The sequence below is a fragment of the Streptomyces sp. NPDC093598 genome (assembly GCF_044764825.1).
In the GTDB taxonomy this organism is placed as follows: domain Bacteria; phylum Actinomycetota; class Actinomycetes; order Streptomycetales; family Streptomycetaceae; genus Streptomyces.
Window position 1 is genome coordinate 181,056 of sequence record NZ_JBIWIV010000012.1, and the last position, 12,635, is coordinate 193,690.

The 12,635-nt window shown below is 72.4% G+C and carries 12 protein-coding genes and 1 pseudogene; 12 read left to right on the plus strand and 1 reads right to left on the minus strand.

The window, feature by feature from the left end; all coding sequences use genetic code 11:
- The first annotated feature begins 239 nt into the window (after positions 1-239).
- The 6 genes from ACIRDU_RS29025 to ACIRDU_RS29050 are packed head-to-tail and all read left to right on the plus strand — an operon-like array spanning position 240 to position 5,690.
- Complete coding sequence (locus tag ACIRDU_RS29025; RefSeq protein ID WP_403584634.1) at positions 240-1,856, plus strand: ATP-binding protein; 1,617 nt, start codon at positions 240-242, stop codon at positions 1,854-1,856.
- Complete coding sequence (locus ACIRDU_RS29030) at positions 1,853-2,275, plus strand: roadblock/LC7 domain-containing protein (RefSeq protein ID WP_403584636.1); 423 nt, start codon at positions 1,853-1,855, stop codon at positions 2,273-2,275. The genes ACIRDU_RS29025 and ACIRDU_RS29030 overlap by 4 nt, the downstream gene beginning before the upstream one ends.
- A complete protein-coding gene (locus tag ACIRDU_RS29035; RefSeq protein ID WP_403584638.1) occupies positions 2,272-2,634 on the plus strand; it encodes a DUF742 domain-containing protein in 363 nt (120 codons plus the stop codon). The genes ACIRDU_RS29030 and ACIRDU_RS29035 overlap by 4 nt, the downstream gene beginning before the upstream one ends.
- The gene (locus ACIRDU_RS29040) at positions 2,606-3,232 is read left to right on the plus strand and encodes a GTP-binding protein (protein ID WP_403584641.1); all 627 of its coding nucleotides are present in this window, start codon (positions 2,606-2,608) and stop codon (positions 3,230-3,232) included. Before ACIRDU_RS29035 ends, ACIRDU_RS29040 begins: the two co-directional genes overlap by 29 nt.
- A complete protein-coding gene (locus ACIRDU_RS29045) occupies positions 3,229-4,467 on the plus strand; it encodes a cytochrome P450 (RefSeq protein ID WP_403584644.1) in 1,239 nt (412 codons plus the stop codon). Before ACIRDU_RS29040 ends, ACIRDU_RS29045 begins: the two co-directional genes overlap by 4 nt.
- A complete protein-coding gene (locus ACIRDU_RS29050) occupies positions 4,464-5,690 on the plus strand; it encodes a cytochrome P450 (protein ID WP_403584646.1) in 1,227 nt (408 codons plus the stop codon). The genes ACIRDU_RS29045 and ACIRDU_RS29050 overlap by 4 nt, the downstream gene beginning before the upstream one ends.
- A gap of 228 nt (positions 5,691-5,918) precedes the next feature.
- On the opposite strand, the gene ACIRDU_RS29055 is transcribed toward ACIRDU_RS29050, so the two are convergent.
- Complete coding sequence (locus tag ACIRDU_RS29055; protein WP_403584648.1) at positions 5,919-7,412, minus strand: helix-turn-helix domain-containing protein; 1,494 nt, start codon at positions 7,410-7,412, stop codon at positions 5,919-5,921.
- 170 nt (positions 7,413-7,582) lie between these two features.
- On the opposite strand from ACIRDU_RS29055, the gene ACIRDU_RS29060 reads away from it, so the two are divergent.
- From ACIRDU_RS29060 to ACIRDU_RS29085, 6 genes and pseudogenes are all read left to right on the plus strand, one after another.
- The gene (locus ACIRDU_RS29060) at positions 7,583-8,203 is read left to right on the plus strand and encodes an L-threonylcarbamoyladenylate synthase (RefSeq protein ID WP_248511045.1); all 621 of its coding nucleotides are present in this window, start codon (positions 7,583-7,585) and stop codon (positions 8,201-8,203) included.
- 157 nt (positions 8,204-8,360) lie between these two features.
- Positions 8,361-9,116 carry a dienelactone hydrolase family protein gene (locus ACIRDU_RS29065; RefSeq protein ID WP_403584651.1) on the plus strand — a complete coding sequence of 252 codons (756 nt, stop codon included), beginning with the start codon at positions 8,361-8,363 and terminating at the stop codon, positions 9,114-9,116.
- A 118-nt stretch (positions 9,117-9,234) separates the two neighbouring features.
- A complete protein-coding gene (locus tag ACIRDU_RS29070; RefSeq protein WP_403584654.1) occupies positions 9,235-10,065 on the plus strand; it encodes an MHYT domain-containing protein in 831 nt (276 codons plus the stop codon).
- Between the two features lie 48 nt (positions 10,066-10,113).
- Positions 10,114-11,619 carry a metallophosphoesterase family protein gene (locus ACIRDU_RS29075; protein ID WP_403584657.1) on the plus strand — a complete coding sequence of 502 codons (1,506 nt, stop codon included), beginning with the start codon at positions 10,114-10,116 and terminating at the stop codon, positions 11,617-11,619.
- Positions 11,613-12,072 (plus strand): annotated as a pseudogene (locus tag ACIRDU_RS29080) (hypothetical protein); the annotation flags it as partial. The gene ACIRDU_RS29075 and the pseudogene ACIRDU_RS29080, both read left to right, overlap by 7 nt.
- Before the next feature lie 451 nt (positions 12,073-12,523).
- Positions 12,524-12,634, plus strand: coding sequence for a keywimysin-related RiPP (locus ACIRDU_RS29085; protein WP_107047813.1), 111 nt, complete (start codon positions 12,524-12,526; stop codon positions 12,632-12,634).
- The last annotated feature ends 1 nt before the right edge of the window (position 12,635 follow it).

The following is a 12,635-nucleotide window of genomic DNA, read 5'->3' on the forward strand; positions in this document are numbered from 1 at the left end:
TCCTTCTCGCGGAGCGGACCTCTTCAGGCGCCGGACGGGTACCCGCCCTCGGATCGGACACACAGCCTGAATGCGTCACAAGGAGTGACCTCTCTGTCGACCCAGACACCGATCACTTTCGGAACGAAGTGGCGCTCCACCGTGCGAGACCGGTCGATGACGGTGTGTACTGTGCTGCGGGTGGCTCGCCAGAGCACCTCGGACTCAGCCCCGCCCGACTCCCTCCTGGAATCGACTCGATGATCGAAGTACCGGACCTGGCCGTCGGCGCCCTCGCCCTCGGCACACTGTCCGCGTTCGCCCTCGGCGGCGGGCTGCTGCGCTCACGGCGGCAACTGGCGGCGCAGCGTGCGAAGACGGCCGCGTTGCGGGCACAACTCGACGGCACTTCACGGGCGTTCACCGCCGAGGTCGAGCACCTGGCGGCGCGGCGGGTGCCCGCCGCGGCCCGGCAGGCCGCACATCCCCACGTCACCGAGCCCGGCCCGCTGAACCCGCAGTTGGCCGGTTCGCCCCTGGGTCGCGCCCTCGAGCAGGTACTGAAGGGGCTGCACGCCGAGCTGACCGCGCAGCGCACCCGCATCGACGCGGCCGCGCAGGCCGGAATGCGCGGGGCCACCCGGGAGATCCAGGCGGCGCTGTACCGGCTGCAGGACGCCCTGCGCGGACTGCAACACCGCTACGACGACCCCGAGTTGGCGCAGACCCTGTTCGAACTGGACCACGAGAACGAGCAGTCGCTGCGGCGCGCCCAGATCGCCGCGGTGGTGTGCGGGGCCTGGGTGGGGCTCGCCCGGGAGGAGTCCCATCTCGTCGACGCGGTGACGGGCGGTCAGGCCCGGCTCGCGGGTTACCGGCGCGTCCGGGTCAGCAACCACCTGGCGCCCGGTACGGCCCTGGTGTCCCATGCCGTCGAGCCGGTCGCCATCATCGTCGCCGAGCTCCTCGACAACGCGCTGCGGCACTCCGCGCCCGACACCGACGTCGTGGTCAACCTCGAGGCGGTCCACCACGGCGTCTGTGTCACGGTGGACGACGCCGGCCTGGGCATGACGCAGGACGAACGGGCGCGGGCCCAGCGGATGGTCGCCGGTTCCGATCCGATCCTGCTCACCGAGCTCGGCGACCCGCCGCGCATGGGGCTCGCGGCCATCGGCCGGCTGACCCGGCAGTTCGGTCTGAACGTGGACCTGTCCTCCCCGTCCCCGTACGGCGGCGTGCGGGCGGTGCTGCGGGTCGACCGTCACCTGCTGACGCGGATCGACCCCGAGGAACTGCCCCCGGCCGCCGGCGCCCCGCGCACGACCCGGAGGAAGACGGTGCGGGACGCGGGGAGCGCTGCCGACGCGTCCCGAGCTTCGGACCCCGGTGCGTCCGCTGCGCCCCGGGCCGCCCCTGCCGTCCCGCCGCACCAGCCCGACCCCACCCCGATCGCCGCGTCCGACGACTTGGACCCGACCGCCGAGCCGCGCAGGCCCGAGCCGCTCCCCGCCGCCGCGGACGACGATCACGGCTACGGCGGGGAGCAGGACGCCGACACTTCCACCCCGCTCCCCGGCCACCACGGCCCGCGCGACGGCGGCGGCCTCCCCCAGCGGCGGCGCCGCAACCGCGCCACGACCTCGGCAGGCCCCGCTGCGGCCGAACCCGCACCACACCGCCGCTCACGCCGCCCGGAGGAGTCCGCCGCCGCCCTCGGCGCCCTCCAGTCCGGCACCGCGGCAGCGCGGAGCGCCGCCGGGTCGAACATCGGCGCCGTCCCAGCCGTACCTGAGGGTGCCCCGGCAGCGACCACGGCCGACGGGGCCCGCGAGGACACCGACAGCGACGACCACGAAGGGGGAACGGCGGGATGACCAGCCGCGCAGCGGGGGACACGGCATGGGTGCTCGAACCGGTCCTGGAGGTGCCGCACGTCGTGGCAGCCGTCCTGCTCACCCGGGACGGACTCGTCACGGGCTACACCGACGCGCTGTCGCGGCCGTCGGCCGAGCGGGTCGCGGCCATCACCAGCACCGTGCAGGGCGCCTGCCGTACCGCGGCGGCGGCGTTCGCCGACACCGACCGGGCCGACATCCGGCAGGTCGTCATCGAGTCGGACCACGGCTATGTGCTCATCGTGCCGACGGACCACGGCACCTGCGTCGCCGCGTACGGCGATCCCGAGGTGCGGCTGGACCTGCTCGCCCACCGGGTGCACTCCCAGGTCGCGCGCCTGGGCGAGAAGGCGATGGCCGCCGGGCCCCGAGGTGCCGACGGCGACGCGACGGCATGACAGGCCGCCGGGGCGGCCGTCCCCTGGTTCCCGCGTATCTGTCGACCGGCGGGGTGGCGCGGCCCAGCCGTACGCATCTGGAGCGGCTGTCGGTCCTCACCGGCAGCGGTGAGCCGGCCCCCGCCGAACTGCCCGCCGCCCAGGCGGCCCTGCTGGAGGAGCTGGAGTACGGGTCGCTGACGGTGCTGGAGGCCGCGGCCCTGCTGCGGCTTCCGGTCTCCGCGGTGCTGGTGCTGGCCGCCGACCTCCTCGACCGCGACCTGGTACTGGCCCGCGCGCCGATCCCGCCCGCCCGGCGTTTCGACCCCGACCTGCTGAAGAGAGTGGCCGATGGCCTCCGCGACCTCAAGCACCGTTGACGCCGAGCCGGGGAGTACGGACGTCCATCTCCCCGACGCTGCCCGGGACTTGGTGAAAATCCTGATCACAGGGCCTTTCGCGGTGGGCAAGACCACCCTGATCCGCTCGGTGTCCGAGATCCGCCCGCTGCACACGGAGGAGCAGCTCTCCGAGGCGTCCGCACAGGTCGACGATCTCGCCGGTGTCCGGGACAAGTCGACCACCACGGTCGCCATCGACTTCGGCCGGATCAGCCTGCCGGGCGGCATCGTGCTGTACCTGTTCGGCACGCCCGGGCAGGAGCGGTTCCGGGCGCTGTGGGACGACATCGCCTACGGGGCGCTCGGCGCGCTCGTCCTGGTCGACGCCCGCCGGATCGACGCCTCGTTCGACGTGCTGGGGACGGTGGAGGAGTCGGGACTGCCGTACGCGGTCGCCTTCAACAGCTTCCCCGACGCGCCCCGCCACCACACGCCGGAGCAGTTGCGCGCCGCCCTGGACCTGGAGCCCACGACCCCGATGGTGACCTGCGACGCGCGGGAGGCGAACTCCTCGATCGACGCCCTGCTCGCGCTGGTGCAGCACCTGATCGACCACCACCCCCCGGAGCCCCGGTGACCCACCCGTCCCCTGCCGAGCAGGCCTTCTCCCTCACGGCGCCCGTCCGCCTGTGGGAGGACGGCTTCGCCCGCGACCCGCACCCCTACTACGCCGCCCTGCGCCTCCACGGCCCCGTCGGCTGGGCGGAACTCGCACCCGGTGTCCCGGCGTACGTCGTCACCGACCGGCGAGCGGCGCTGAACCTGCTGCACGACACGGAGACGTTCTCGCACGATCCCAGGCCGTGGGAGGCGACCGTCCCCGACGACTCGCCGGTGCTGGGCATGATGCGCTGGCGCCCCAACACCCTGTTCGCCGACGGCGGCGCCCACCTGCGCTACCGCACCTCGCTGCTCGACGCCTTCGATCTGGTGGAGCCGCACGATCTGCGGGCCCGCGTGCACCGAGCGGTGCATCTGCTGGTGAGCCGGTTCGGGCCGAGCGGCGAGGCCGACCTGGTGGGCGACTTCACCCGGCCGCTGATGGCGCTGGTGTTCAACAGCCTGTTCGGGCTGCCGGACAGCGCGAGCGACCGGCTGAACGCCGCGCTGGGCAAGCTGATCGAGGGCGGCGCCCAGGCGGCGCAGGGCGAGGCCGAGTTCGGCGGGTACGTGCTGGAGCTGATCGCCGCCAAGAGGGAGCGGCGCGGCGACGACCTGCCGAGCTGGCTGCTGGACCATCCGGCGGGACTGACCCCCGAGGAGGTCACCTGGCAGGTGTTCCTCACCCTCGGCGCGGGCCACGAGCCGACGGCGAACCTGGTGTCCAACGCGCTGTCCAGGATCCTCGGCAACCCGGCCTACTACTCGACGCTGACCAGCGGAGCCCGCCCCGTGTCGGACGCGGTGCTGGAGGTGCTGCACCACGAGACGCCCCTCGCCAACTACGGCATCCACTACGCCCGAACGCCGGTCACCTTCCACGGGGTGCGGATCAGGGCCGCGGTGCCGGTGGTGATCTCGTACGGGGCGCTCGCCCAGGCCGCCGAGCGGGAGCGCGGCGAGGAGCGCCACCCGTCCGACGCCTCACACCTGTCCTGGTCGGCCGGCCCGCATGCCTGTCCGGTCAAGCAGCACACCCTGCTCATCGCCACCGAGGCGATCGAACGGCTCACCCAGTGGCTGCCCGACCTCGAACCCGTACTGCCCCGCGAGCGCCTCACCTGGCGGCCCGGTCCGTTCCACCGCTCGCTGACGGCGCTGCCCGTCCGTTTCCACCCCCGCTCCCCCGACCAGCCAGGAGGACGCCCGTGACCACGACCGACCGCATCGCTCTCGACCCGTTGGGCGCCGACATCGCCGCCGAGAGCGCCCGGCTGCGCGCCCTCGGCCCGATCGTGCCCGTGGAGCTGCCCGGAGGCATCCCCGCCTGGGCGCCCACGCGGTACGACACGCTGAAGGAACTCGTCCTCGACCCGCGGGTCAGCAAGGACCCGCGGCTGCACTGGCGGCTGTGGCCCGAGATCGACGAGAACCCTTCCTGGGCCTGGATCCTGGGCTGGGTCGGCGTGGTCAACATGCTCTCCACCTACGGCCCGGACCACACCCGGCTGCGCAAACTGGTAGCGCCCAGTTTCACGCACCGGCGCACCGAGGCGATGCGGCCCCGGGTGGAGGCGATCACCACGGAGCTGCTGGACGCGCTGGAGGCCGCCGACGGCGAGGTCGTGGACGTCAAGGAGGGGTTCGCCCATCCGCTGCCGATGCGGATGATCTGCGAACTGATGGGAGTGCCGGACGCGTTACGGGAGGACACCGGCCGGCTCATCGCGGCCATCATGGACACCTCCGACCCGAGCCCGGAGCACGCCGCGTCCGTGCAGCGGCAGATCGGGACAGTGCTCCCCGCGCTGATCGCGCACCGGGCCCAGCACCCCGGGGACGACATGACGACCGAGCTGATCCGGGTCCGGGACGAGGACGGCGGCCGGCTCAGCGACGAGGAGCTGCTGTACACGCTGCTGCTGGTGATCGGGGCCGGCTTCGAGACCACCGTGAACCTGATCGGCAACGCGGTCGTCGCCCTGCTCCGCCGTCCCGAGCAGCTGGCGGCGGTCCGGTCCGGGGAGATCGGCTGGGACGCCGTCGTCGAGGAGACGCTGCGCGCGCACCCGTCGATCGCGTCGCTGCCGCTGCGGTTCGCCGTCACCGATCTGACGGTCGGCGAGGTCACGATCCCGGCCGGCGACGCCATCATCACGACGTACGCCGCCGCGGGGCTCGATCCCGAGCGCTACGGGCCGGGCGCCGACCACTTCGACGCCACACGCGGCGCTGATGACCATCTGGCGTTCGGGATCGGCGTCCACCGCTGCATCGGGGCACCGCTGGCCCGCCTGGAGGCCCTGACCGCGCTGCCGGCCCTGTTCGACCGGTTCCCCGGCCTGCGGCTGGCCACCGGCGACGAGGATCTGCGGCAGGTGCCGTCGTTCATCGCCTTCGGCTGGCAGGAGATCCCGGTGCGGCTTCGGGGCTGACCACATCGAAGGCACACCGCCAGGGCAGCGCACGGGAGCGCGACCGGTCCCCCGTTCCGGTCGTGCCCCCGCGGTTGGTTGAACTTACGTCCACGGCCGAGGCCTTGTGAACCGTGTTGATGCCCACTGCACGCTCAGCAGGGCTCACCCGTGCACAGGTGAGTCCGGATGGCCCGGTTTCGTCCCGCCCGGACCAGGCGAACCGGTTGCCCCTGAGGCAAGAAGGGCTCACGCGGGACGCGGGAGCGCCGGCAGGTCGAGGTCGCCCAGGGCGAGGTGCGCCAGCACGACCTCGTACAGGTCGGTGCCCGCGGCGAGCAGCTGGCGTTCCAGGACGGGTTCGGCGCTGCGGACGTGTTCGCGCACGGTCTGGGCATGCACGCCCAGCGCCTGCGCGGCCCGTTCGGCGTTGCCTCCGGCGGCGATCCAGGTGCGCAGCGTCCGGCGCGGGTTCCTGGCGTCGGCGTCCAGCCGGCCCAGCAGGTCCTGTGCCCAGGTGCGCAGGGCGGGACCGGACAGCAGGTCGGCGAGCCGCAGACCGGGGTCGCCGGTGCCGTCGGTGACCCGGGCGTCGGGCAGGCCGATCTGGGTGTTGAGCGCCAGGTGGACGACCGCCCGGATCGTGAGGTCGGCGAAGTCGGTGCCGAGCAGGGTCTCGACGCGTTCCATGCGGGCGCGGACGGTGTTGCGGCTGACGCCGAGGACCTTGGCGGCGTTGACGGCGGTGAACTCCAGGCCGAGACGGCTGGTGGCGAGGAGTTCGGCGCGGGTGTGGTGCGGCAGGGCGTCGAGCGGGCGCAGCACCCGGGACGTCCAGCCGCGCAGCGCCACCGGGTCCATCAGGCGTTCGGGGTGGGTGCGCTCGGCGTAGACGGCCGTCTTGTCGGGGCGGAAGTGCGCGACGGCGAGGGCGCTGACGGCCTGACCGTAGGCGGTGGCGGTCCGGGCGAGGCTCTGCCGGACGCTGCCGCCGAGGAAGAGGTCCGGGTGCCGTCCGACCAGGGACCGAAGGGCGTCGCCCGTGGTGTCGCGGGGGCTGACGACGATCACGTGCCCGTCCATGGCCGGGCAGCGTACGACCAGGGCGTCCTCCCGGGTGCTGTCGAGGCACTCCTCGGCGATGCGGTCGCGTACGGCGGGGGCGGACTCGACGACGTACACGCACGCCGTCTCGGCGTCGAGCAGTCCGGGCCAGAGTCCGGCGGCGACGCGGCGGGCGGCGACGGTGTCCTCGACCATCAGCAGTTGCAGGATCGCCAGCCGCAGGTCGGCGGTGGCCCGGCGCAGCCGGTGCCCGGCCGCGGCCGACTCGCTCGCCGTCAGCAGCAGCTCGAGCACCTGGGCGGTGTGCGTGACGACGTCGGAGGCCCGCCGGTCGAAGGGGGCCTGCCGGGAGAGGGCCAGCACGCACGCGTGGGACGGGTGCTCGACCCTGACCAGGCGCACGTGGCGCTCCCGGCTCTCCCAGGCGGCGGAGGCGATCCGGCCGGCGGTGATGTCCGTGACCAGGTCCTCGTCCAGGGGGAGCCGGTTTCCGGCGACGAGGTTCCCGGCGGCGTCCTGGAGGGCCACGGTCGCGCCCACGGTTCCGGAGAGCCAGGCGACGACTCTGCGGACGTCCCGCCCGGCCGGGCGCAGGTGCTCGAGCAGCTCCTCCGCCCACGCCGGTCCCGTGCCGGCCTGTGTCTCCCGCTGCCGGTTCCCGTCCTCTCGGCCAGCCACCTCGGCCTTCCCCTCGTTCCTCGCGCCGCCTCCGGCACACCGGTCGGGGACGTTACCTCACGTCCGCCGGGCTCTCATCCCGGCCCGAACGCCGGACGGCGGGCGCATCGCCCCCGCTCCGGTACCCCTCCCTGCGCCGCCGACCCGTAGCGGCGGCATAAGCTCGGCGGATGGCGAAGTACTACGACGTGCACCCCGACAACCCCCAGCCCCGCACCATCGGCCAGATCGCCGACAGCATCCGCGCCGACGCTCTTGTCGCCTACCCCACGGACTCCTGCTACGCGCTGGGATGCCGCCTCGGCAGCCGTGACGGCATCGACCGGATCCGTACGATCCGCAAGCTGGACGACCGGCATCACTTCACCCTCGTGTGCCAGGACTTCGCGCAGCTCGGCCAGTTCGTGCGGATCGACAACGACGTGTTCCGCGCGATCAAGGCGTCGACGCCGGGCAGTTACACCTTCATCCTGCCCGCGACGAAGGAGGTGCCGCGGATGCTCCAGCACCCCAAGAAGAAGACGGTCGGCGTGCGTATCCCCGACCACGTCGTCACGCAGGCCCTGCTCGCCGAGCTCGGTGAGCCCCTGCTGTCCAGCACCCTGCTGCTGCCCGGCGAGGAGGAGCCGATGACGCAGGGCTGGGAGATCAAGGACCTGCTCGACCATGTGCTGGACGGGGTGGTCGACTCCGGCGACTGCGGTACCGAACCGACGACGGTCATCGACTTCTCCGGCGGGGAGGCCGAGGTCGTGCGGCACGGCGCGGGCGATCCCTCACGGTTCGAGTAAAACGCGAACCAAGGGCCATTCACGGTTCAACCACATGCCGGGGGTGGGCGAAATGCCCCGGGAACGGGCGTGTCACGATGACCATGATCCGCCCGGTCACGCGGACGGGTTCCTGTTCCCCACCCCCGCGCCCCACCCCCAGAGAGGCAGCTCAGCCATGACCTCCGTACAGGGAACCGCTGTCGACATCACCACCGACGACGGCACCGCCGACGCGTATCTGGCCCACCCCGCCGACGGGGCCGCCCACCCGGCGGTCCTGCTCTTCATGGACGCCTTCGGTCTGCGTCCGCAGCTGCGGTCCATGGCCGACCGGCTGGCTGCCGAGGGCTACACGGTGCTCGTACCGAACGTGTTCTACCGGCACGGCCGCGCCCCTCTGTTCGATCTGCCGGAGTTCATCGACCCGGGGGCGCGTCCGGAGATATTCGAGCGCATCGTGCCGGTCATGCAGGACCTGACGAACGAGCGGGCGATGCGGGACGCCGATGCGTATCTGCGCCGGCTTGCCGGGTCCCCGGCCGTGGCCGACGGCCCGGTCGCGCTGACCGGCTACTGCATGGGCGCCCGCCTCTCGCTGCTCACCGCCGGCACCTACCCGGAGCGGGTCGCGGCCGCGGCCGGCTTCCACGGCGGACGGCTGGCCACGGACACCCCGGACAGTCCCCACCTGGTGGCCGCCAAGGTCACCGCCGAGCTGTACTTCGGCCACGCCGACCAGGACCCCTCGCTGCCGCGGGAGCAGATCGAGCGCCTGGAGGAGGCCTTGACGGCGGCGGGCGTCCGCCACCGGTGCGAGGTGTACACGGGAGCGCCCCACGGTTTCACGCAGGCCGACACCGCGTCGTACCACCGGGAGGGCGACGAGCGGCACTGGTCGGCGCTGCTCGATCTGCTCGAGCGCACATTCTGACCCCAATCGGGACCTGCTGAGAACGAGTTGCCGGCCTACCGACGGTAAGGGCTTGCCCTCCACGATCCCTGCGCGTAGACCTTGCTGAAACCAGCCATGACTCGGGGGGAGTTGGCTCATGGACGGCACGGTCGACGGGTTCCGCTACGGTGCGGTGACTCCGGTGGCGGCCTATCTGATGGCCTGTCTGGGAGGGGCGCTGGGGCTGCGGTGCATCGTGCGCTCGCTGCTCGAAGCGCGGTCCTGGAAGGCGGGTTGGCTCGCGTTAGGCGCCGCCTCCATCGGATGCGGCATCTGGACGATGCACTTCATCGCCATGATCGGCTTCCACGTGGAGGAGACCCGGGTCCGGTACGACGCGGCCACGACGGTGCTCAGTCTCGTCGTGGCCGTCGCCGTGGTGGGAGTCGGCGTGTTCATCGTCGGCCACCGCGGCACGAGCGGCGTCACCCTGGCGGTGGCCGGCGCGGTCACCGGCCTGGGCGTGGCGGGCATGCACTACCTGGGCATGGCGGCGATGCGGCTGAACGGCGAGGTCGGTTACGACCCGGTCGGTGTCGCGCTGTCCGTGCTGATCGCCATCGGCGCCGCGACCGCCGCGCTCTGGTCGGCCGTCACCATCCGCGGCTTCCTGACGAGTCTCGCGGCGAGCCTGGTGATGGGCGTGGCGGTGTCCGGGATGCACTACACGGGCATGGCCGCCGTCAGCGTCCATGTGCACGACACGACCGGCGGGACCTGGGCGGGTGACTCGCCCACGTCCCTGCTGCTGCCGATGCTGCTGGGGCCGGTCGTCTTCCTGCTGCTGGCCGGGGTCGTGGTGATGTTCGATCCGCTGCTCGTGCTGGGCGAACGACCTTCCGCCCCTCAGCCGGGCCCGGCAGCCAACTCCGTTGCATCGCCCCGCCCTTCGTGGCGCGAGCCGGCCGCACCCACGCACGAGCGATGAGGAAACCCGCCTGCGGACGGGGCCTGGCTCGATTGTTACGGTGCACCGGTGTCTGACTCCTCACGCGATACCGCCGAAGGCGCCGGCTGGGGTTCCACCGAACGGGGCGCGTACCAGCGGTTGATGCCGCCGAAGGCCGAGAAGATCTCCTGGCTGAACCCCAGGATGCTGTGGGTCGCCCGCAACGGCGTGCTGGCCTCTTGGTTCGGGGACCCCGTCGGCCGCACGCGCAGCCGCTGGGTGGCGCAGCGGGCGGCCGCCGGCGCACCCGCCGACAAGGTGATCCGGCGCGACGACCCGGACCGCTTCTCGTTCCTGGTCATCGGCGACACCGGCGAGGGCGACGACCCCCAGTACGCCGTCGTACCGGGCCTTCTGAAGACCGGTCAGGACACGCGCTTCGCCGTACTGGCCAGTGACGTGATCTACCCGGTGGGCAGCGCGGACGACTACGGCACCAAGTTCTTCCGTCCGTACCAGGACTACCGGGCGCCGATCTATGCGATACCCGGCAATCACGACTGGTACGAGGACCTCGGCGGTTTCATGCGCGTCTTCTGCGACGACGCCCCGCCGCTGCCGCCCGAGCCCCGGCCGCGCCCTCTCACCCGGGCCTGGCTGCGGTCGCTGCTGTGGCACCGGCCGCGTCCGGACGACGGCCGGCACCTCGCCGAGGCGCGCACGCTGCGCTCCTCCGCCGCGCAACAGGCCGTCCAGCCGGGCCCGTACTGGGCCATCGACGCCGGCCCGGTGCGGATCATCGGGATCGACACGGGGCTGCTCGGCACCCTGGACGCGGAGCAGGGCGCCTGGCTGCGCGAGGTCTCCCGGGGGCCCCGCCCCAAGATCCTGGTCACCGGCTCGCCCCTGTATGTGGACGGCCGGCACGAGCCGTGTGCCATCGAAGGGGGCGGGACCGTCGACGCCATCGTCCGCGACCCGGACCACCACTACGTGGCGGCGATCGGCGGCGACATCCACAACTACCAGCGCTACCCGGTCCGGCTGGACGACGGACGCACGCTCCAGTACGTCGTCGCGGGCGGGGGCGGCGCGTTCATGCACGCCACCCACACGATCCCCCGCGTCAACGTCGCGGGCGTCACCGAGCAGGACTTCCGCTGCTATCCGCTGCGCGGCGACTCCCTCGCCTTCTACAGCCGGCTCTACGGCCGCCGGTTGCGGATGCCCCGCTTCTTCACGCTCACCGAGGCGGAGGCGGCGGCCGTGATCGCCGAGCGCCTCGCCATCCGGCCCACGCGCACCCCGGGCGCCCCGACCCGTGTCACCCGGCGCGTCCGCCTGGTCTCCGGGCTGCTCGGCACCGGCCGCCGCCCCGACAAGGCCAAGCGGTTCCGGCTGCCCGTGCGGAAGATCTACACCTCGTTGTTCTCGCCGAGCTCGGCGACGTACAGCCCGCCGTTCTTCAAGTGCTTCCTGCGCCTGGACGTCTCCCCGGAGTCGGTCCGGCTGCGCTGCTACGCGGCCACCGGCAATCGCGCTCAGGAGATTGCCCCGCCGGTCGAGGACGAGGTGACGATCCCGCTGTGCTGACTCGGCAGAGACGAGTCCCGCTGGAAATCATCGAGCTGGGCGAACGGCTCGGCTTCGACAGCGCGTGGGTGCGTCACCGGCATCCCCAGTACGGCATCTCCTCCCGCTCGGCTGGAAGGACCCACTGCGACTGGCCGAGGACTTCGGCTACGGGCGGGTGGAGCGGCTGAGGGACGATCCGCGTCTTCCGCACCGCCCACCCCGACGGCGAGGCCGCGCGTGTCTCGCAGGGCCTGGTCGCCTTCCCACGGACTCGGCCTCGCCCGGGCAACGCGGAAAGCGCGCCTGCTGTTCACGCCGGACCCGGTCGGCACCTCGGCGGAGATCGCGGAGCGGCTGCACGCGCACACCGCGTTCCGGGAGGAGGACGAGGTGGCGTTCGCCCTGCCGTTCACGCAGATCCTCACCGACATGGCAACGAAGCTGGGCCCGGCCCCGGGCCGGCACCCGGGCACCCAGGCGGTTACCGCTGTCGGTGGCCGTACTCGGCGAAGAAGTTCAGGGTCTTCCAGGCGAAGGGGAGCACGTCGTAGGCGCGGAGCGCGCCCCGGCGGCGCCCACCCGGGCGGTCGTCGGACCGCTCCTGGCAGGTGCCGAGAGCAACTGCCGAAGGCGCAAGTCAAAACGTTCATTCGAACCCGTGCACACCCGGGTCGCACCATCGGACTGCGCCGGCGTCGGCCGAACGAGAGCCGGCGCACAACCCGATAGATTCGGATTTTGCCTATGATCCGAGCTTTGCACGGGCTCTTGCCTGGATCTCACGCTCTGCAGCTAGCTATTGCTGCGTCCGCTTCCTGGCCCGGGTTCCCGATGAGCCCGGCGCCGACCGGCAGCACCTGGGCCAGGCCCCAGGCCCGTCGGTCAGGGAGGCGGTCGGCAAACCTGCATGTGAGGAGTGGTCATGAAGAAGGCATACGAGGCACCGACGCTCGTCCGGCTCGGTACGTTCCGGAAGGAGACGGGGCTCCTTCAGCGCTCCGGCAACGACCGGCTGATCCTGAGCAAGAACTGAC

Excerpts from the sequence above, each read along its gene's own strand:
- ACIRDU_RS29025 (WP_403584634.1), top strand. The coding sequence starts at position 240 with ATGATCGAAGTACCGGACCTGGCCGTCGGCGCCCTCGCCCTCGGCACA.
- ACIRDU_RS29030 (WP_403584636.1), top strand. The coding sequence starts at position 1,853 with ATGACCAGCCGCGCAGCGGGGGACACGGCATGGGTGCTCGAACCGGTC.
- ACIRDU_RS29035 (WP_403584638.1), top strand. The coding sequence starts at position 2,272 with ATGACAGGCCGCCGGGGCGGCCGTCCCCTGGTTCCCGCGTATCTGTCG.
- ACIRDU_RS29040 (WP_403584641.1), top strand. The coding sequence starts at position 2,606 with ATGGCCTCCGCGACCTCAAGCACCGTTGACGCCGAGCCGGGGAGTACG.
- ACIRDU_RS29060 (WP_248511045.1), top strand. The coding sequence starts at position 7,583 with ATGGCGAAGTACTACGACGTGCACCCCGACAACCCCCAGCCCCGCACC.
- ACIRDU_RS29065 (WP_403584651.1), top strand. The coding sequence starts at position 8,361 with ATGACCTCCGTACAGGGAACCGCTGTCGACATCACCACCGACGACGGC.
- ACIRDU_RS29070 (WP_403584654.1), top strand. The coding sequence starts at position 9,235 with ATGGACGGCACGGTCGACGGGTTCCGCTACGGTGCGGTGACTCCGGTG.
- ACIRDU_RS29085 (WP_107047813.1), top strand. The coding sequence starts at position 12,524 with ATGAAGAAGGCATACGAGGCACCGACGCTCGTCCGGCTCGGTACGTTC.